This is a genomic window from Pseudomonas fluorescens (genome assembly GCF_902497875.1).
Classification (GTDB): Bacteria; Pseudomonadota; Gammaproteobacteria; order Pseudomonadales; family Pseudomonadaceae; genus Aquipseudomonas; species Aquipseudomonas fluorescens_BR.
Genome location: NZ_CABVHY010000042.1, coordinates 1 through 17,946, shown reverse-complemented (window position 1 = coordinate 17,946; position 17,946 = coordinate 1). Strand labels below are relative to the sequence as shown.

The following is a 17,946-nucleotide window of genomic DNA, read 5'->3' as shown; positions in this document are numbered from 1 at the left end:
TGTCATCCCTTTTTTCTCAAACCGGGCAATAGCCAGAATCAATAGCGGAACTTGCCACCGTGAATATCCGCCAGTACTTGCTCGGTTACTCGCACGTAAGTATCCGATCCCGGCAGCCAGGCGTAGATCGGGTCGTCACCGGTTTTGGCCGGGTCGAAGGCCTCGTCCTTGAGCCGGACTTTCTGATATTTGAAGGTGCCGGTGGTCTCCATTTTCACTTTCACCCGTAAAAACAATGGCACTGCGTAAGCCGGCATTTGCTGCCTGGCGAAGTGCAGCAGTTCACCGAAATCCAGGGTGGCCAGGGATTCGGCCGGGGTAATAGCGGCCATCCCGGCACGCCCATTGGTGTTGCTGATCTCGACCCCATAGGCCACTGCCTCGGCGATATGCGGATGCTGCAGGAGAATGTTCTCGACCTCGGTAGTCGATACGTTCTCGCCCTTCCAGCGGTAGGTATCGCCCAAGCGGTCAACGAACTGTGCGTGACCAAAACCGATACTCCTCAGCAAGTCTCCGGTGTTGAAGTAGCAATCCCCCTTCTCGAACACATCATGGAGGATGACCTTTTGGGTCTTTTCCGGATCGGTGTAGCCATCGAGTGGGGCATTGTCGTCGATCTTCGCCAGCAGCAGGCCCGGCGCGCCCTTGGCGACTTTTTGCATGAAACCGGCCTTGTTGCGAATCGGTATACAGCTGTCATGGGCATATTCAACCAGCGCCCAGGACATCAGGGAAAAACCGATGGTGTTATCGAAGTTGAGGATGTTGCTGAAACCGATGTTGCCGTCACTGGCGGCGTACAGTTCGCAGACATGATTGACTCCGAAGCGCTTCTTGAACTCGCTCCACACCCCCGGGCGCAAGCCGTTGCCGATCATTTTCAGCACGCCGTTATGAGGGTCATCGGCGTTCGGTGGCTGGTCGATCAGGTAACGACACAATTCACCGACGTAACCGATAGTGGTGGCATTGAACTTGCGCACGTCATTCCAGAACTGACTGGCGCTGAATTTGCGGCGAATGGCAAACCCCGATGCCCCACAGATGGCGGAACCCCAGCAAACGCAAAGGCCGGTGGCGTGGTACAGCGGCAAGGTGCAGTAAACGACATCCGCCGGGCCCATATTCAGGGCGATCATGCCGAAGCTGACGGAAGTCCTCATCCAGCGCCCGTGCTTGAACACCCCGGCCTTGGGCAAGCCGGTGGTGCCTGATGTGTAGATATAGAAGCAAGGATCATCGAAGTAGATCTGCTGACTGCTGAGCGGGTTATCTGTCGCGCACTCGGCACTGGCGGTCATCAGGTTGATATAGCCTGCGGGCACCTCGCCGGGATCGCCACAGGTGTCTTGATCGGCCACACACCAGACTCTGCTCCGATCGATGGCAACCTGCTCGCGGACTGCCGAAAAAACCTCCGTCAACTCTGCCCCGACCACGATTGCCTGCGGTTTTACCAGGTTCAGGCTATGGACCAGCACATGCTGAGTCTGCGAAGTGTTGAGCATGGCGCAGATAGCGCCCACTTTGGCGACGGCCAAGACTGTGACCAATAGTTCGGGCCGGTTCTCGATGAATATCCCGACGACGTCACCTTTGCCGATGCCTTGGGCAATCAGGTGATGGGCAATGCGATTGGCCCACTGGTTGACCTGGGCATAGCTTAACGAAACGTTGCCGTAGAGCAGCGCCGAACCTTGGGGATTGCGTAGCGTTGCTTGTTCGAATGCCCAACCCAGACCGCAGGGTTGATTCGGCTTATTGGCATTGGCGACCTTGAGCCCCTTGACCATCCGCGGGATGGTTTTGGCAATGGCGGGCAACTTTCGGAGCATCATGCCCCAGCTAATCATGTCGTTTGAGTTGCTGCTCATGGTTGCTCCTGTTCGACACAAAACGCCGCCGCGCCGGCTGGCAGCCAGGACAGTGTCGATAACGATGAAGGGATTTACCGAGGGAGACGGTGACTGGCGTCAGGCAGGCCAGGGAATGGCGCGAGGCTCGCTCGCCTCACAACGCTGGGCAGCGGGCACGACTGGAGCGGTCTTGCTGAAGTGGATCGGGATGAAGACGCTATCGTCGATGTACAGAATGCGAGGTTGGCGGGTGCCGTTGACGATTGCGCGAAAGATTCTGCTCATCGGTGAGATCCTGTTTTTTTATTATCGGGCGAACGCCGAACCATTCAACCGGCGACGCAGAACATCCACTGTCCGCGACTGAAACCTATAGGGGTGCTGTACACCGTTAAACGTCAAAAGGCGCTCAACGGTGTTCAACTAAAACAGTTAACAGCAGCCGTGAAACACGATGAAAATACGTCAGCCGTTCTTCGGCTGTACATGGAGAATTTGAAAAGTTTTGTATCTACCTGCAGTAGCGCTCGCTTTCTCGCTGATCCATGCAGGTTTTCTACACTGCGGCCTCCGGTCCCCACGATGGAATTTTTCCTGCCTGCCGAGGGTCTGACCGTTACCGGAGGTTCTGTGGCTCACGAAAAATCCGGCAAACCACGCAAAATGCAGGATGCACGATGGCGACTCATGCAAATTGCACGAAAGCGAATTTTTAGAGAAACTATAACTTGTTGATTTATATAGTTATTTAAAAAACTCAATACTGGCACAATCACTGCACCTATCACTCCACGCTTGCCATTCAAGCAATTAACGGAGCTGATAGACATGAGCCTGATCCAAGAAAAATTCGCGTCTTTGTTCTCCAACTTCGAAGTCACCATCCAGGCACGGCCTGACGGCGGTATCTTGCTGACGCTGCGTAATAGCGAAAAACAGCTCAAACGATCGATTTCCTATGCACAGCTGCATGCCGGCGACCAACTGTCCTGGGTGATCAGCGCCATTCGCCGCGACTTGGCGGAACAGGCCAGCGAACTGCCACAGATTTCGATGTTACAGAGTCAACACCGCTTTGCCTTGCCGACCTATCACTCGGTTTGAATCAGTAGTGGTGTAGGAGCTGGCGAAGAGTGCGATGCTGGTTGTTTGATCGACGCCAAATTATTGCGCCGCGAATGAAGATCAAAAGATCGCAGCCTGCGGCAACTCCTACGGGGTCGTGCAAGCCTTCAGGCTTCACGGCCCAACGTCGTTTGGGGGGGTCAATTCAGCAATCCCCTGTTCAACGCCTCGCCTACAGCCTGAGCTCTATTGGTCACTTCCAGCTTGCAGTAGATGTTGCTCAAGTGGAATTTGACCGTGGCTTGGGATATGGCCCGAATCACACTGATCTCCCACACCGTTTTCCCGGCCCTGGCCCAGCGCAGGATTTCCAGTTCCTTTTCGCTCAAAGGCTTGCCGACCGGGCGCTGTCGACTTCTCATTCATAACCCTCCCTCTCACCTCGACCTATCGCACCACTGCCAACATAAACATTGCGTTGACCAGCCATGCACGCGGAGGCGAAGGGTTACACAGACATGAGATTTAACAAGGACACAAGGCACTAAAGGGCAAAGAGCTACAAACTAACAAGCACCTTCCTACACCACCTAAGGAAGATAACTTTGGTCAGCGTTTGAACGTCGCCCAATGGCGCTCGGCTGACTACTGGCACTGCTTATCACTAGTCAGCCATTTCAACTTAGAACGTTGACGGGTCTATTTGCGCAAAACTGCTCACGTTCAGATGCCCTGCCAGCTCACCGCCATCGCGCACGAGCCCGCAGGTGGCCATCCCCGCTTCCCGCGCCGCATCCAGCTCCTGGACGATATCGGACAGGAACAGAATCTGCCGGGATTGAAAGCCAATGGACTGTGCAATCCGCTGATAGGACTGAGCTTCGCGCTTGGGCCCCGACGTGGTGTCAAAATAGCCACTGAACAGCGGCGTCAAATCACCCGCCTCGGAGCAACCAAAAATCAGCCGCTGGGCCTGGATCGACCCGGATGAATAAACAAAGAGTTGATAGCCATCCTGCTGCCAGCGCTTGAGCGCTTCGACCGCATCCGGATAGACGTGTCCTTTGAGTTGCCCAGCCAGATAGCCCTGCTCCCAGACCATCCCTTGCAAGGCCTTGAGCGGCGTGGCCTTGCGGTCTTCAGCGATCCAGTTCAAGAGGATCTGAATGACCCGCTCGACGTCAGCCGTCGGCTCTCCACTGTCCTGACGTACCGCCTGCAGTTGCTCGGCTACGTCCGGTCGATCGGCATTGTGCCGGACAAACTCCGGAAGATGTTTTGCGGCATAGGGAAACAGCACCTCAAACACGAAACTCACCGCGCTGGTGGTGCCTTCGATGTCGGTGAGGATGGCTTTGATCGACATTCGCTCAGTCCTCCAGGCCAGGAAAACGGCGGGCAATGTCTTCGCCGGTGAACTGGGCTACCCAGCCCTCGGGATTGTTGAACATGCGAATGGCCACGAAGTGCGGGTTCTCGCCCATGTCGAACCAGTGCGGCGTGCCGGCGGGCACCGAGATCAGGTCGTTCTTCTCGCAGAGTACGGCGTACACGTAATCATCGATGTGCAAGGTAAACAGACCCCGTCCGGCGACGAAAAAGCGCACCTCGTCTTCGCCATGGCGGTGTTCATCAAGGAATTTGGCCCGCAGTTCGGCTTTTTGCGGGTGATCACTGTTAAGGCTGATGACATCGACGGTGACGTATCCACGCTCGGTCATCAAGCGGTCGATCTGCTCCTGATAGGCGGCGATCACTTCCTCCTGACTGGCACCAGGCTGGATCTTCGTAGCAGCTTGCCAGCGGTCGAAGCGCACGCCTTTGTCGGCCAGGGTCGAGGCAATATCGTCGAAGTGGGTCAGAACCTTGTTCGGCAGTTCCGGGCTGGATACGTGGTAAACGGACAGGCTGCTCATGCTGGCAACTCCTCGGTATCATCATCACCCGCAGGCTTACAGGTCGGTCAGGTGATGCGTTTCATCAGACGGCAGGCTACTTCTGAAGAAGTAAGCGGTTAACGGTTGAGCACTGAGCGGGTCTTCAACTCGCACTCGAACAAAAATTCAAAGGCTTCGATCTGCCGCAGCGCATCGCTCATCCGCGCGCCCCAGGTGTAGAGACCATGGCCGCGGATCAGGTAACCCACGCAGTCGGGATGTGCCTCAAGCCAAGGCTGCACCCTGGCGGCCAGTCGGGCAATATCCTGGTCGTTATCGAAGATCGGCACCCGCACTCTGGATTCGTGGGTGGAGACGCCGCTGAAGGCCTTTTGCAGTTCGTAATCTTCGAACTCGATAAAGTCTTCGGCGGTCAGCCGCGACAGCACCGTGGCATTCACCGAGTGCGTGTGCAATACCGCGCCGATGTCCGGGCGCCAGCTGTAGAGCTGGGTATGCAGCAGGGTTTCGGCCGAGGGTTTCTTACCCGGCTCCAGGCTGTTGCCGGCCAGGTCGGTGGCCAACACGTCATCCGGGCCCAACTGCCCCTTGTGCTTGCCAGAGACGGTCAGCAAGGCCTGGCTGGGCGACAAGCGGGTCGAATAATTGCTGCTGGTGGCCGGTGACCAGCCGCGGCCATAGAGAAAACGCCCGGCTTCGATGATTTCCAGGGCTAGCTGTTCGCGGGTAAGGCTCATGGCCTGTCCTCTTGCATACGAGTGGCAATGATAACGGCTGCAGCCAGAGCTGCGAGGCTGGCAATGCTAAACGTCAATGTCGCCCCCAGGGCATTCCAGCTATAGCCGGAATACAACGCACCCAACGCACCGCCGGTGCCGGCCAGTGCGGCATACAGGGCCTGGCCCTGACCTTGCTGGCGAGCGCCGAAGCTACGTTGCACGAAATGGATGGCAGCCGCGTGAAAGCTGCCAAAGGTGGCCGCGTGCAAAATTTGCGCAAACAGCAACACCCACAAGAACTCGGCAAAGGAGCCAAGCAGCAGCCAGCGCAACGCAGCCAGCAGGAAACTCGCCATCAACACCCGGCGCACCGAGAAGCGCGCCAGAATCTTGCTCATGCCCAGGAACATCAATACTTCGGCGACCACACCCAGGCCCCAGAGCATGCCAATCAAGCCACGGCTGTAACCCAGATGCTCAAGGTGCAGGGTCAGGAAGGTGTAATACGGCCCATGACTCAATTGCATCAGCGCCACGCAGGCATAAAACGCCAGCACGCCGGGACTGCGTAATTGCTTGAGAAATCCTTCACCGGTCAGACGGCTGCCCTGGACAGGCTGAGCATTTGGCACCCAGGCGCTGCTGACGACAATCCCGCCCATGATCACCACCAGCGTCACCGGGTAGATGTCCAGGCTCAGCCATTCGAACAAACTTCCGAGGGCCACCACCGTGATGATAAATCCGATGGATCCCCACAGGCGGATCTGACTGTAACGGTGAGTCTGACCGTTCAAGTGCGCCAGGGTGATCACTTCGAATTGCGGCAATACCGCGTGCCAGAAAAAAGCATGCAGGGCCATGACCATCGCCAGCCAGGCATAGCTCTTGCTGACGAAGATCAGCGAGAAGGTCAGCAGCGTACAGACTGCCCCGAAGCGTACAATCGCCAGTCGGCGCCCTGTGTAGTCACCCAGCCAACCCCAGATATTCGGCGCCACGCAGCGCATCAGCATCGGAATCGCCACCAGTTCGCCAATGCGCGCGCTGGAAAAACCCAGGTGATCGAAGTACAGCGCCAGAAACGGCGCTGTCGAACCGAGCAAGGCGAAATAGAACAGATAGAAACTGGATAGCCGCCAGTACGGCAGCGTCGCCACGGCTGTCAGACCGTGGCGACTGCGAAGGCCGCCATTACAGCTGGCCCAGCACCGGTGTGCTGACCCGCACGTCGGCATTCTGCCCGCGATGGCGCAGCAAGTGGTCCATCAGCACGATGGCCATCATCGCCTCGGCGATCGGCGTGGCGCGGATGCCGACGCACGGGTCGTGGCGGCCTTTGGTGATGACGTCCACCGGGTTGCCGTGGACATCGATGGAGCGGCCCGGCGTGGTGATGCTCGAGGTCGGCTTGAGGGCCAAGTGCGCAACGATCGGCTGCCCGGAGGAAATCCCGCCGAGAATCCCGCCAGCATTGTTGCTGAGGAAACCTTCGGGGGTCATTTCGTCACGGTGCTCGGTGCCGCGCTGGGCGACGCTGGCGAATCCGGCGCCGATTTCCACGCCCTTGACCGCATTGATGCTCATCAGCGCATGGGCCAGTTCCGCGTCGAGGCGGTCGAAAATCGGCTCGCCCAGACCCGGCATCACACCCTCGGCGACCACGGTGATCTTCGCTCCGACCGAGTCCTGATCACGGCGCAACTGGTCCATGTAGGCTTCAAGCTCCGGCACTTTGTCCGGATCAGGACAGAAGAAGGCGTTCTCTTCCACCGAATCCCAGGTCTTGAACGGAATTTCGATCGGCCCCAGCTGGCTCATATAGCCACGGATCACGATGCCCTGGCTGGCCAGGAATTTCTTTGCAATAGCGCCGGCCGCTACCCGCATGGCGGTTTCCCGCGCCGAGCTGCGCCCGCCGCCGCGATAGTCGCGTTCACCGTACTTGTGGTGATAGGTGTAATCGGCATGGGCCGGACGGAACAGATCCTTGATCGCCGAGTAGTCCTTGGACTTCTGGTCGGTATTACGAATCAGCAGACCGATCGGGCAACCAGTGGTCCGGCCTTCGAAAACCCCGGAGAGAATTTCGACTTCGTCGGCTTCCTGGCGCTGGGTGGTGTGGCGGCTGGTGCCAGGCTTGCGCCGATCCAGATCGCGCTGCAGGTCCTCCAGCGACAGCTCGAGGCCTGGCGGGCAGCCATCGACAATGGCGACCAACGCCGGACCATGGCTTTCGCCCGCGGTGGTGACAGTGAACAGCTTGCCGTAGGTATTGCCGGACATGCAGGGCGCTCCGTGTAATCGCTGAAGTTACTCAACCGGGATAATCTAAGCTTATAAATAAGCCTTGGTAACCAAGTGCGCGCCAGTATACGCAGGCTACCCGACTAGTTCATCCTCGAACCTTATCGGTGTCTGTGAGTCAAACCGGCACCTTGTTCATGATGGCGTGATGATGCTGCGAGTTCTTGCCTTGAGCCTTACACTGTTTACCGGCCTGGTCCAGGCCACCGTTCTACAACGCCCGGTCAGCCTGGACACTGGCAACGGCGAGTTACATGGCTCGTTGTTGCTGCCCAAATCCGACACCCCGGTGCCGGTGGTATTGATCATCTCCGGCTCCGGCCCCACCGACCGCGACGGCAACAACCCCGATGGCGGGCGCAACGACAGCCTCAAGCGCCTGGCCTGGGTGCTGGCCAAACACAACATCGCCAGCGTGCGTTACGACAAACGTGGCGTGGCCGCCAGCCTGGCAGCGACACCCGACGAACGCAACCTGACACTCGATGCCTATGTGGCCGACGCCGTGGCTTGGGGTCGGCAGCTCAAGACCGATCCTCGCTTCGGTAACCTGATCCTGCTCGGGCACAGCGAAGGCGCGCTGATTGCCAGCCTCGCCGCGCCCACCGTGGATGCCGCAGCGGTGATTTCGGTCTCCGGCAGCGCCCGTCCGATCGACCAGGTGCTGCGCCAGCAGTTGAGCTATCGCCTGCCACCGCCGCTGGTGCTGCGCAGCAATCAGTTGCTCGACAGCCTCAAGGCCGGTCACGTCGACAACGCTGTGCCACCGCAACTGGAGGTCATTTTCCGCCCCAGCGTGCAGCCGTATCTGATCAGCCTGTTTCGCCAGGATCCGGCAGCAGCCTTCGCCAGGCTGAAAATGCCGGCCTTGATCATTCAGGGCAGCAACGACATCCAGGTCGGCGTCGGTGATGCGCAGATGCTCAAGGCCGCCAAACCGGACGCCGAACTGGCGCTGATCGAAGGCATGAACCACGTCATGCGCATCGTGCCCAATGATATCAAGCGCCAACTGGCCTCTTACAAAGACCCGCAGCTGCCGCTGGCCGTCGAGTTGGGCGCGCATATCTTGAGCTTCATTGAAGGTCTTCGCGCCAGTTAAGCGGCTTTCACCCTCCAGTCCTGAAAAAAACGGCCGATAAGCCTATGCCGACAGTTCATTTGCTGTCGGCAAGCAGGGCTGACAGGATCTCGCCGTTATGACAGAAACCCGGAACTCACCCGAAATCGCAGTCGATGAAACCGCCCCGCAAGTGGTCGAGTTGCCGTGGGCGGACGTCAATGCTGAGCACCACCGGATGCTCCGCCTGGCGCCGCTGCAAACTGACCGCACCACCGGCGCACGGCCGCTGCGCTTTGTCGAGTTCGGTTATGCCGAGCGCACTGACAAGGAACGCAGCCTGCTCAGGATGAGTATCCAGCTGCCTAATCAGCGGGTACGCAAAGAACAGAACCACCTGGATGTGTGGGTCGATCACGCCACCCGCCGGGTCCATTTCAGCCCTGAAAGCGGTTTGCAGACAGAGCCTTTGAACCGTGGGATCGGCCGCTTTCTGATGGCTCAGGGCATCTCCTGGGCGCAGAAAAAATGGTCGCGCTACCACGTCGACGGTTTCGATCTGGCGAACAAGGATGCCCTCAACGAGGACACCCGCCTGCGCCGCGATCACTCTTTGAAAGCCCATGGTTTCGAAGTGGTGTACGCCGATGCTCAGCACTTGAAGGGCAGCGTGAAAGACACCCCGGTCGGTGAATTGCGGGCGGGTTGGAACACTGAAAAACTGCAGTTCGTGGAAATCCTCGAAGCCGCGCAGATGCTCCAGCAAGCCGAGCAGAACCTGGCGGAACAGGAAGTCAAACTGCGTAAACAGGAAGAAAAGGTTACCCGGTTCCAGCGCGACGACACCGGGTTGCGCTTCACCATCACCTGCCTGGTGGCGTTCTCGGTATTCCAGGCCGGGTTGTTGATCTGGATTGCCACACACCGCTAAGCAAAAGCGACTGATCGGCCGGAGCCTTCGACAACGCCGAAGGCTCCGCCAACACCTCCAATCAGCTGGCTTTACGGAACACAAACACCAGTCCGACAATGATCAGCAGCATGCCAAGCATGCTCAATGTCGCCAGTTTGTTGCCGAAAAACAGGTAGTCCATTACCGCAGTCACTGCTGGTACCAGGTAGAACAGGCTGGTGACATTCACCAGATTGCCCCGGGCGATCAAGCGATACAGCAGCAAGGTCGCCAACACCGAAACCACCAGGCCCATCCAGATCACCGGCACGATAAACCCCGTGCTGTGTTCGAAGTGGAACGGCTGAAACGGCACAAACACCCCGCACAGCAACAGACCGGCCAGGTACTGCAGCGGCAAAGTGCCCAGCGGATTATCAGTGATGCGCTTCTGCATGATCGAGCCAAAGGTCATGCTCGCCAGCGCCAGCAAACCGAAGAGCATCCCCGCCAAGGACATTCCGGCGAGGCCAATACCTTGGTAAACCACCATGATCAGCCCCGCCAACCCCAGTGCCAGTCCGAAGATCCGGCTCCAGGAGCGCCGACGCTCGATCAGCATCACCGTGAGGATCGGTTGAACCCCCATGATCGTCGCCATAACGCCGGGGGTGACCTTCAAGTCGAGGGCCAGCAGATAGAAAATCTGATAAGCCCCCAGCAGCATTACTCCGGTGGCCGCTGCATAGAGCATGGGTTTGCCGCCACGGGGCAGTTTGAGCTTGAGCAACGGCATCAACAGCACCAGCCCGAGCAGCGCAATGGCAAAGCGGATCAATAAGAAGGCAAAGGGCGAGGCGTGGGCCAGTCCCCATTTAGAGAAGATCGCCCCGCTGCTCCAGAGCAGGACGAACAGACTCGTCGAGGCCGCCGCGGCCACGGATTGTTTCGAAATGACAAACATGGATACCACCTGTAATCAGGCAAAAAGCCAACTCAGCAAAGGCTGAAGTCCAGTAGTTTTTTCAGGCGGGCACAGGGAACAGCAAACGAAGCTGATCAGCCCGAGAAGCCAACGCCTGGCGGTGATACAACTGCGCACACCGGCGTGCTACTGACAGGTGGGGGGTAATGACTGATCTGCACAGGTTGCTGATTCCCGCACGGCACGACGCCAGCGTTGACCGCTGAATCGACTACCGCGTTGATGAGGGAAACTGGCATGCGCTGATCTTTTTTGATGAGAGAAGGCAGGTGGGTTATGGAACGCACCGGGCGCCGACTATAACCAGCGCCCGATATATATTGCAACGACTTAGCCAAAAAACCAGTAACGACAGCCAACGTGATGAGGTCTCTGTAGGAGCGGTTTTTTCGTTCAGAAACCGGCATCAACCAAACAGCCAATACCCCAGCAACGTCAGCACCAACACCGCCAGTACCGGACGCAAAATTCGATAAAGCTTCGGATTGCGGCGTTTCCACTGTTTGATCACGCCGCTGAAGTTGTCGCTGGAGCGCTTGTTCCAGGCATAGACCCGGTTGATCCCGCCGACGCGTTCGTCATCGAGGTTCTGCGGCGCAGTGGCGCGGCCCAACAGACCACTGATCCTGCGGTTGATGCCGATCATGAGGCGGTTGCTCAGCGGGCGCTCGATGTCACAGAACAGGATGACCCGGGTCTTGTCGGTGTCGTTCTTCACCCAGTGTACGTAGGTTTCGTCAAATATCACGTCCTCGCCATCGCGCCAGGCATATTGCTGACCGTCGACGAAAATCCGGCAATCGTCACAATTGGGTGTCGACAATCCCAGGTGATATCGCAGGGAGCCGGCGAATGGATCGCGGTGCGGGTTGAGGTGACTGCCGCCTGGCAGCAACGCGAACATCGCGCCTTTTACGTTGGGGATAGTACTGAGCAGCGCCACCGTTCTCGGGCACAGTGCCTCGGCCGATGGCAGCGGTTTGTCGTACCACTTGAGGTAGAAACGCTTCCAGCCCCTCTTGAAGAACGAACTGAAGCCGGCGTCGTTGTTTTTCTCGGCGGCGCGGATGTAGCCCTCGTCGAACAGGTGCATGGCTTCGTCGCGAATGACTTCCCAGTTGTCCTTGAGCACCTGCAGTTCCGGGAACTTGCTGCGATCCAGATAGGGTGTGGACGGCACGTCAGAGAACAGATACATCAAGGCGTTGTAAGGAGCGAACAGTGCTGAATGGTTGACGAACTGACGCAACACCGGCAAACGCGCCTTGCCACGTAAATGGACAAAAAGCGTGCTACCCAAAAACAGCAGCAACACCGACGCCTTCGCAGCGAAGGAAAAGCTCATGACCCACTCCCTGATAGTCAGTAACTCTGCACCCTGTCATTTACCCGACACGGCAGCCGGCCATGATAAACACTCCCGGCCTCGGGAAAAACCGCCTGAATCAACATTCAGTGTTGAGGAATACCTAATAAAGCACTTAATCGCATAGGGTAGCTGAACGAGAGCCGATGCCGATCAGCAAATACCCTTTGCGGGGGTGTACTCGGTGGGCGGAGGAGCCTGCGATCTTTTCTGCGGATACTACAACCGCGAAGATCAAAAGATCGCAGCCTGCGGCAGCTCCTACGGGGGGATTGTGTATATCCCCTAACATCGCAGGTGGACTCGGTCGGCGCTGGCGAAGCCTGCGATCTTTTCTGCGGATACTATAATCGCGAAGATCAAAAGATCGCAGCCTGCGGCAGCTCCTACCGGGAGGAATCCCGTCGTTATTGTTGAGTTTCCTGCTCAGTGAACAGATCACTGAACAACATGCTCGACAGGTAACGCTCTCCCGAGTCCGGCAGAATCACCACGATGGTCTTGCCCTGCATTTCCGGGGTTTCGGCCAGACGCACTGCGACCGCCATGGCGGCGCCACAGGAAATACCGCTCAGAATCCCCTCTTCCTGCATCAAGCGCAGGGCCATGGCCTTGGACTCTTCATCGCTGACCAGCTCGACCCGGTCGACCATCGACAGATCGAGGTTTTTCGGTACAAACCCGGCACCGATGCCCTGGATCTTGTGCGGGCTTGGCTTGATCTCTTCACCGGCCAGTTTCTGAGTGATCACCGGTGACACTATGGGCTCCACCGCCACCGACAGAATCGGTTTGCCCTGAGTGAGCTTGATGTAGCGCGACACTCCGGTTAGGGTCCCGCCAGTGCCCACGCCCGCGACCAGCACATCCACCGCACCGTCGGTGTCATTCCAGATTTCCGGGCCGGTGGTTTTTTCATGGATAGCCGGGTTGGCCGGGTTGTCGAACTGCTGCGGCATGAAGTACTGGGCCGGATCACTGGCGAGAATCTCGGCGGCCTTTTCGATCGCGCCTTTCATGCCTTTGGCCGGTTCCGTCAGCACCAGCTCTGCACCCAGGGCCTTGAGGACTTTGCGCCGCTCGATGCTCATGGACGCCGGCATGGTCAGCACCAGCCGGTAGCCACGGGCGGCCGCGACGAATGCCAGCCCGATGCCGGTATTGCCCGAGGTCGGCTCGACGATGGTCATGCCTGGCTTGAGCTTGCCACTGCTTTCGGCGTCCCAGATCATGTTCGCGCCAATCCGGCACTTGACCGAATACCCGGGATTGCGCCCTTCGATCTTGGCCAGAATGGTCACGCCACGGGGTGCGATGCGGTTGATCTGTACCAACGGCGTATTGCCGATGGAATGGGCGTTGTCAGCGTAAATGCGGCTCATGGCTGGGTCCTTATGCAGCGTTGAAGAAGCATTCAAGGGTATGCCTCGGGCCCCATGGGCGTCCAGTTGCGACGAACGACTACTTGTTACAGCAGTCACAGGCTTTATACGGCGGAGACTAAACATTATGAAACGTCGCTATAGTTGGCCCCTCTGGACCCTGGCCGGCATCGTCGTGCTGCTGGTAGCGCTGCACATCGCCCTGCCCTTGCTGGTTCGCGACTACCTGAACGACAAACTGGCGGACATGGGTGACTACCGCGGCCAGGTTATCGATGTCGACCTGGCACTGTGGCGCGGCGCCTACCGAATCAACGGCCTGAAGATCGTCAAGGTCGACGGCAAGGTGCCGGTGCCTTTCGTCAGTGCGCCACTGATCGATCTTTCGGTCAGTTGGCATTCGCTCTGGTACGACCATGCGGTGGTGGCCGAAGTGCTGTTCGTCAGACCGGAGCTGAACTTCGTCGACGGCGGGGCCAACAAACAGGCCTCCCAGACCGGCCAGGGCACCGACTGGCGAGCACAATTGAGCAAGCTGCTACCCATCACCCTGAACGAAGTGCGGATCAACGACGGACGAATCACGTTCCGCAACTTCAACTCGAAACCGCCAGTCAACATGGACGCCACCCAGGTCAACGCCAGCGTCTACAACCTGACCAACGTGGTCGACGTCAAAGGCAAACGCGACGCCCGCTTCGAAGGTAAAGCCCTGCTACTTGGGCACGCTCCGCTGGAAACCACCGCGACCTTCGATCCGCTGAGCAATTTCGAAGAATTCGATTTCCGTCTGCGCGCCAGGCATATCGAGCTCAAACGCATGAATGACTTCGCCTCGGCCTATGGCAAGTTCGACTTCAATGCCGGTCACGGCGATGTCGTGATCGAGGCGCAGGCCAAAAAAGGCCAGCTCACGGGCTATATCAAACCGCTGTTGAGGGACGTCGATGTGTTCAATTGGCAGCAGGACGTCGAAAACGAGAAAAAAGGCCTGTTCCGTTCCGTATGGGAAGCCCTGGTGGGTACCACTGAAACAGTCCTGAAGAACCAGGGAAAAAACCAGTTCGCCACTCGCGTCGAGCTTAGAGGCAGCGTTCACCAGCGAGACATCAGCGCGTTCCAGGCGTTTCTGCAGATATTGCGCAACGGCTTTGTCCAGGCGTTCAACGCCCGCTATGAACAGTCCAAGCCATCGGCGGACTAGTCTTTGCTGGTGATCTGATAACGGCCGGTTTCTTGCGCCGCTTGCAGAGTAGACACGACCTGACTCTGCAACGAGTCAAGATGTGACGCCCCATTCAGAGACTAAACAAGAGGAAAGGTGTTCGGCCCAGTAAACACAGGGGTTTCAGCGGTATTTGCTGCATCTGCTCGCACCGTGCGTACCGTGCGCGTGTCACAAGCAGAACCGATCAGACTCCTCTCCGGGCACCAACATCCAGCATTGCTTGCCAGTGGTGCACAGGGGTCTGGCCGATCCCCAGTGTTCAAAGGGAATGCTCTCGCACCGTCCGGCGCTCTCGTTGTTTCAGACGGTGCACAGGGGTACTGCTTTCGGGGTTGCTCACGCTGGTACGGCCAGCTCTCGCTTAACGCGCTGCACTGTCTGTGTGCTGCATCCGATCAGCTCAGCAACCTTGCGAATGCTCTTGCCGTCGGCCAGCAGCTCACGCACACGCTGGTGCAAGCTCTCATCTATCTGCCTGCCCTTGTACGCGCCTTCGGCCTTCGCCTTCTCGATACCCTGCGCTTGACGGCGGCGGCGGTCCTCATAGTCCTTACGGGCCACAGCAGCGAGCATATCCAGAAGCATCGTATTGATTGCGCCCAGCATCCGGCCTGTGAAGTCGTCACCCTTGCGGGCTGGCTGCATAGCCTGATGTGACGTAGGCAGGTCCAAGGCTACAACCAACACACCCTTGGCCTGGAGTTCGCCCCGGAGCTTCAACCAGTCCGACTCATTCAGGCGTGCCAGTCGGTCTACCTGCTCGACCAGCAGCACGTCCCCCGGCTCACAGTCAGAGAGCAGGCGGAACAGCTCAGGGCGCTCCAGTGTGGCCCCGGATTCGTTCTCGGCGTACCAGCTCGCCACACGCTGCCCATGCTCAACAGCGAAGGCACGTAGCTGCTCCTTAGCGCGGGTGGCATCCTGCTCGATAGTGGATGCTCGGAGGTATGCGCGGATCATCATGGCAATGCACTCGTGTTGATTTGGGTGTAGTGATTATTAGTGTGGTGATTAGAGTTGTCAAGCGGCTCATATCACTACGAATCAGCACAGCCACACCCTATCCGACGAGTGGTGGCTCAGGTATACCCGTATCACTACACTCGGTCATTGCCTCAGCTTGAGGATTCCAGCGGTGATGGCGGATGCATTCATGTCGAGCGTATTGAGTGCTGTGATGGCGTTGTCATGGGTTTCGGGTGAACCGGTTGCCCTTGCCCATAGCGCCACTTCTTCAATTGCGGCAGCTAGTGCGTGTTGGTTGTGCAGCAACAGAGTCAGCACATCAGCTGTAGCGATGTTGGCTTCGTTCTGGTCTGGCATGACGATCATCCTTGAAGTGGGGAGCGATCATCCTAGCCCAGAGCTGGGCATCTGCCGACGTTCAGGATCGAGGGGCCATGGGGGCGGTTGCTGTGCCTTCAGTGGAGGGACCCACTCGGGTGGATATAATATTTTTAGGTCGCAGGGCCAGAGCCAAAAAGGGAAGCAGCCGTTAGGCCACTTCCAGTTGTTCCAGATGCTGTTCCAGATGCTGTTCCAGATGCTGTTCCAGCAATTGAATCTGCTGAGCACGCGCGGCGTGTTCCAGCAGGATTTCACGGACAACCCAAGCGGACACAGTTTCCAGCTGCATATCCCACTTCGTGAATCCGCCGAGGTCCGTACCTTCCCAGCCGACGATCACCGACGTACTGTAATGCCGAGGCCAGATGCAATGCTCGGCCATGCTCTTATCATGTGGCCAAGTCAGCTCAATCGCACAGCCAGCCACCACACTGGGATTACCGTTCACCAGAAGCCGTAGGCCACTTGGTGACGAGTCCGATAGCATGAACTCCTCATCCCAAGGTTTGATCTCCGGCTGCTGGTTCCGTGCCTCGATCCTTGTCCGGGCGCGGCTCATGCTGACACCACAGCGGTGCGATGCTGGGCGCGGTGCAGAGCAAGCAGGACATCCGCAGCCAGGTACTTGCTGCCTTCCAGAGTAACGACGTAAGTGCCTGAGTTTGTGCAGCTACCAGCCACGTCGCCAGCTTCACGGCTGCGCGTACCTGTGGTGCCGTTCCAGCGGTTCCAGCGCAGACCAGACGGCGAGGTTAAGTCGGGGGTAAAAGCGGCGCACATGCCGGACAGGACGGACTTTGTAATTCGTGCTTTCATTTAATGTCTCCAATAGGTGCAGCCCACCCATTGGGCAGGCATCAAGTTCGATTTGGTTTAGGTGCCGCAAGGGCTTGGGCGATCGTGCGGACGCACAACGCCAGTTCACGGTGTTGCTGGATAAGCGGTTCAATCGCAATGCGGGACTGTTCAGGATCACCAGACAGCAGGGCATCGACGGCAAGCATCAGCGACTCAGTGTCGAGCGCCACGGACCCGGCACGCAGCACGCAGCCACCCTCAAGGCAGTACCGACCGACGACCACTGGCCCCAAGCGGTTCAAGATGGCTTTCTGATCTAGCAGGCGCTGTGTTCGCAGGTGTCGCTGCTGCCAGTTATCAGAGGCTGAATCATCTTTTGACACGTACACGGTCTGACCATCGGGCAGTGTCTTGAACACGCTCGCTACGCGGGCACCATTGCAGGCCCGACACGTAAGGTTCCGAGTGTGCCGCTCGTTCCCGCTGCACTCAGTGCAACACCAGTCCGGATCATCGAACGTCCTAGCACCGGACATAACAGCAGCGTACCGGGCGGGCTTCATTGCCCGCATGCTCTGCAATCGAGCCTCATAGCCGGGGTATCCGAGCCTCATCTTTACTAGGTCGTCAGCGGATGGGTGCTGCCCGCGCCGAAGCGCAGGCCGCTCAGTACTCACACCAGCGCCCGGAGTTTGTCAGCGAAGCCACCGGCAATGACCGGAGTGGGACGTGCCGCGTGCGCACAATCGCGAGCTATACGGCGGCGATCCTCAACCGCACGGTCTTGACCAATGGCGCAGGCTTCAACCGGCATCCAAGTCTGACCGACGTATTTGCTGAGTACCCAACCTTGACCGGGTTTGACTTCAACGCTGTAAGAGCAACCCGCAGTTGCGGTGCCCGTGCCTTCAAACGTGACGGTTCCCCGAGACTGGCAGACGCCAGCCCACTCATCTGCGATGACACGCCAGTCTTGGGTTCTGCCTTGAACCAGCGCAGCAACATTCACGGCAGGGCCAGCAAGGTTCTGAGCCATACCG

At 58.2% G+C, this 17,946-nt stretch carries 21 protein-coding genes; 5 read left to right on the top strand and 16 right to left on the bottom strand.

The features are described from left to right. Positions 1–38: 38 nt before the first annotated feature. Positions 39–1,877 (bottom strand): long-chain-acyl-CoA synthetase, encoded by a 1,839-nt coding sequence (locus tag F8N85_RS29995; protein ID WP_150807068.1) that lies wholly within the window; start codon positions 1,875–1,877, stop codon positions 39–41. Between the two features lie 99 nt (positions 1,878–1,976). Continuing rightward, on the bottom strand, positions 1,977–2,144 hold the full coding sequence (locus tag F8N85_RS34700; RefSeq protein WP_191636293.1) for a hypothetical protein: 168 nt from the start codon (positions 2,142–2,144) through the stop codon (positions 1,977–1,979). 543 nt (positions 2,145–2,687) lie between these two features. Between F8N85_RS34700 and F8N85_RS29990 the strand changes: the two genes are divergently transcribed. Beyond that, positions 2,688–2,963: a DUF3509 domain-containing protein gene (locus F8N85_RS29990; RefSeq protein ID WP_150807067.1), complete on the top strand. Its 276-nt coding sequence runs from the start codon at positions 2,688–2,690 to the stop codon at positions 2,961–2,963. 161 nt (positions 2,964–3,124) lie between these two features. Here F8N85_RS29990 and F8N85_RS29985 read toward each other — a convergent pair whose 3' ends face one another. The 6 genes from F8N85_RS29985 to aroC all read right to left on the bottom strand — a co-directional run bounded on the left by F8N85_RS29985 (position 3,125) and on the right by aroC (position 7,827). Further along, positions 3,125–3,346, bottom strand: a complete 222-nt coding sequence (locus F8N85_RS29985; protein WP_150807066.1) for a response regulator transcription factor — start codon at positions 3,344–3,346, stop codon at positions 3,125–3,127. Between the two features lie 260 nt (positions 3,347–3,606). Beyond that, complete coding sequence (gene mtnC, locus F8N85_RS29980) at positions 3,607–4,290, bottom strand: acireductone synthase (protein WP_150807065.1); 684 nt, start codon at positions 4,288–4,290, stop codon at positions 3,607–3,609. Positions 4,291–4,294: 4 nt separating this feature from the next. Further along, complete coding sequence (locus F8N85_RS29975) at positions 4,295–4,840, bottom strand: 1,2-dihydroxy-3-keto-5-methylthiopentene dioxygenase (RefSeq protein ID WP_150807064.1); 546 nt, start codon at positions 4,838–4,840, stop codon at positions 4,295–4,297. Positions 4,841–4,938: 98 nt separating this feature from the next. After that, positions 4,939–5,559, bottom strand: coding sequence for a methylthioribulose 1-phosphate dehydratase (locus tag F8N85_RS29970; protein ID WP_150807063.1), 621 nt, complete (start codon positions 5,557–5,559; stop codon positions 4,939–4,941). Beyond that, positions 5,556–6,701, bottom strand: coding sequence for an MFS transporter (locus F8N85_RS29965; protein ID WP_150807062.1), 1,146 nt, complete (start codon positions 6,699–6,701; stop codon positions 5,556–5,558). The genes F8N85_RS29970 and F8N85_RS29965 overlap by 4 nt, the downstream gene beginning before the upstream one ends. A 34-nt stretch (positions 6,702–6,735) precedes the next feature. Next, a complete protein-coding gene (gene aroC / locus F8N85_RS29960) occupies positions 6,736–7,827 on the bottom strand; it encodes a chorismate synthase (protein WP_150807061.1) in 1,092 nt (363 codons plus the stop codon). Positions 7,828–7,951: 124 nt separating this feature from the next. Here aroC and F8N85_RS29955 point away from each other — a divergent pair, with 124 nt between their 5' ends. Then, positions 7,952–8,950 carry an alpha/beta hydrolase gene (locus tag F8N85_RS29955; protein WP_150807100.1) on the top strand — a complete coding sequence of 333 codons (999 nt, stop codon included), beginning with the start codon at positions 7,952–7,954 and terminating at the stop codon, positions 8,948–8,950. Positions 8,951–9,047: 97 nt separating this feature from the next. Beyond that, the gene (locus F8N85_RS29950; RefSeq protein ID WP_150807060.1) at positions 9,048–9,839 is read left to right on the top strand and encodes a hypothetical protein; all 792 of its coding nucleotides are present in this window, start codon (positions 9,048–9,050) and stop codon (positions 9,837–9,839) included. A gap of 61 nt (positions 9,840–9,900) precedes the next feature. Here F8N85_RS29950 and F8N85_RS29945 read toward each other — a convergent pair whose 3' ends face one another. The 3 genes from F8N85_RS29945 to cysK all read right to left on the bottom strand — a co-directional run bounded on the left by F8N85_RS29945 (position 9,901) and on the right by cysK (position 13,533). After that, a complete protein-coding gene (locus F8N85_RS29945) occupies positions 9,901–10,764 on the bottom strand; it encodes a DMT family transporter (protein WP_150807059.1) in 864 nt (287 codons plus the stop codon). Positions 10,765–11,191: 427 nt separating this feature from the next. Next, positions 11,192–12,130 carry an aspartyl/asparaginyl beta-hydroxylase domain-containing protein gene (locus F8N85_RS29940; RefSeq protein ID WP_150807058.1) on the bottom strand — a complete coding sequence of 313 codons (939 nt, stop codon included), beginning with the start codon at positions 12,128–12,130 and terminating at the stop codon, positions 11,192–11,194. Between the two features lie 428 nt (positions 12,131–12,558). After that, complete coding sequence (cysK, locus tag F8N85_RS29935; protein WP_150807057.1) at positions 12,559–13,533, bottom strand: cysteine synthase A; 975 nt, start codon at positions 13,531–13,533, stop codon at positions 12,559–12,561. Positions 13,534–13,660: 127 nt separating this feature from the next. Between cysK and F8N85_RS29930 the strand changes: the two genes are divergently transcribed. Further along, positions 13,661–14,737 carry a DUF748 domain-containing protein gene (locus F8N85_RS29930; RefSeq protein WP_150807056.1) on the top strand — a complete coding sequence of 359 codons (1,077 nt, stop codon included), beginning with the start codon at positions 13,661–13,663 and terminating at the stop codon, positions 14,735–14,737. A gap of 360 nt (positions 14,738–15,097) precedes the next feature. On the opposite strand, the gene F8N85_RS29925 is transcribed toward F8N85_RS29930, so the two are convergent. The 5 genes from F8N85_RS29925 to F8N85_RS35265 form a co-directional block, all read right to left on the bottom strand. Then, positions 15,098–15,724, bottom strand: a complete 627-nt coding sequence (locus F8N85_RS29925) for a recombinase family protein (RefSeq protein ID WP_150807055.1) — start codon at positions 15,722–15,724, stop codon at positions 15,098–15,100. A 144-nt stretch (positions 15,725–15,868) separates the two neighbouring features. Continuing rightward, positions 15,869–16,084: a hypothetical protein gene (locus F8N85_RS29920; protein WP_150807054.1), complete on the bottom strand. Its 216-nt coding sequence runs from the start codon at positions 16,082–16,084 to the stop codon at positions 15,869–15,871. A 172-nt stretch (positions 16,085–16,256) separates the two neighbouring features. Beyond that, entirely contained in the window at positions 16,257–16,667 is a 411-nt protein-coding gene (locus F8N85_RS35270) for a hypothetical protein (RefSeq protein WP_224795777.1), read from the bottom strand. Then, entirely contained in the window at positions 16,664–16,924 is a 261-nt protein-coding gene (locus F8N85_RS29910; protein ID WP_100783151.1) for a hypothetical protein, read from the bottom strand. The genes F8N85_RS35270 and F8N85_RS29910 overlap by 4 nt, the downstream gene beginning before the upstream one ends. A gap of 41 nt (positions 16,925–16,965) precedes the next feature. Further along, positions 16,966–17,325 carry a hypothetical protein gene (locus F8N85_RS35265; RefSeq protein ID WP_224795776.1) on the bottom strand — a complete coding sequence of 120 codons (360 nt, stop codon included), beginning with the start codon at positions 17,323–17,325 and terminating at the stop codon, positions 16,966–16,968. A 215-nt stretch (positions 17,326–17,540) separates the two neighbouring features. Here F8N85_RS35265 and F8N85_RS34695 point away from each other — a divergent pair. Beyond that, positions 17,541–17,946, top strand: a 406-nt coding sequence (locus tag F8N85_RS34695) for a hypothetical protein (protein ID WP_191636292.1), incomplete at its 3' end; no start/stop codon positions are given.

Excerpts from the sequence above, each read along its gene's own strand:
- F8N85_RS29995 (WP_150807068.1), bottom strand. The coding sequence starts at position 1,877 with ATGAGCAGCAACTCAAACGACATGATTAGCTGGGGCATGATGCTCCGA.
- F8N85_RS34700 (WP_191636293.1), bottom strand. The coding sequence starts at position 2,144 with ATGAGCAGAATCTTTCGCGCAATCGTCAACGGCACCCGCCAACCTCGC.
- F8N85_RS29990 (WP_150807067.1), top strand. The coding sequence starts at position 2,688 with ATGAGCCTGATCCAAGAAAAATTCGCGTCTTTGTTCTCCAACTTCGAA.
- F8N85_RS29985 (WP_150807066.1), bottom strand. The coding sequence starts at position 3,346 with ATGAGAAGTCGACAGCGCCCGGTCGGCAAGCCTTTGAGCGAAAAGGAA.
- mtnC (WP_150807065.1), bottom strand. The coding sequence starts at position 4,290 with ATGTCGATCAAAGCCATCCTCACCGACATCGAAGGCACCACCAGCGCG.
- F8N85_RS29975 (WP_150807064.1), bottom strand. The coding sequence starts at position 4,840 with ATGAGCAGCCTGTCCGTTTACCACGTATCCAGCCCGGAACTGCCGAAC.
- F8N85_RS29970 (WP_150807063.1), bottom strand. The coding sequence starts at position 5,559 with ATGAGCCTTACCCGCGAACAGCTAGCCCTGGAAATCATCGAAGCCGGG.
- aroC (WP_150807061.1), bottom strand. The coding sequence starts at position 7,827 with ATGTCCGGCAATACCTACGGCAAGCTGTTCACTGTCACCACCGCGGGC.
- F8N85_RS29950 (WP_150807060.1), top strand. The coding sequence starts at position 9,048 with ATGACAGAAACCCGGAACTCACCCGAAATCGCAGTCGATGAAACCGCC.
- F8N85_RS29945 (WP_150807059.1), bottom strand. The coding sequence starts at position 10,764 with ATGTTTGTCATTTCGAAACAATCCGTGGCCGCGGCGGCCTCGACGAGT.
- F8N85_RS29940 (WP_150807058.1), bottom strand. The coding sequence starts at position 12,130 with ATGAGCTTTTCCTTCGCTGCGAAGGCGTCGGTGTTGCTGCTGTTTTTG.
- cysK (WP_150807057.1), bottom strand. The coding sequence starts at position 13,533 with ATGAGCCGCATTTACGCTGACAACGCCCATTCCATCGGCAATACGCCG.
- F8N85_RS29930 (WP_150807056.1), top strand. The coding sequence starts at position 13,661 with ATGAAACGTCGCTATAGTTGGCCCCTCTGGACCCTGGCCGGCATCGTC.
- F8N85_RS29925 (WP_150807055.1), bottom strand. The coding sequence starts at position 15,724 with ATGATGATCCGCGCATACCTCCGAGCATCCACTATCGAGCAGGATGCC.
- F8N85_RS29920 (WP_150807054.1), bottom strand. The coding sequence starts at position 16,084 with ATGCCAGACCAGAACGAAGCCAACATCGCTACAGCTGATGTGCTGACT.
- F8N85_RS35270 (WP_224795777.1), bottom strand. The coding sequence starts at position 16,667 with ATGAGCCGCGCCCGGACAAGGATCGAGGCACGGAACCAGCAGCCGGAG.
- F8N85_RS29910 (WP_100783151.1), bottom strand. The coding sequence starts at position 16,924 with ATGAAAGCACGAATTACAAAGTCCGTCCTGTCCGGCATGTGCGCCGCT.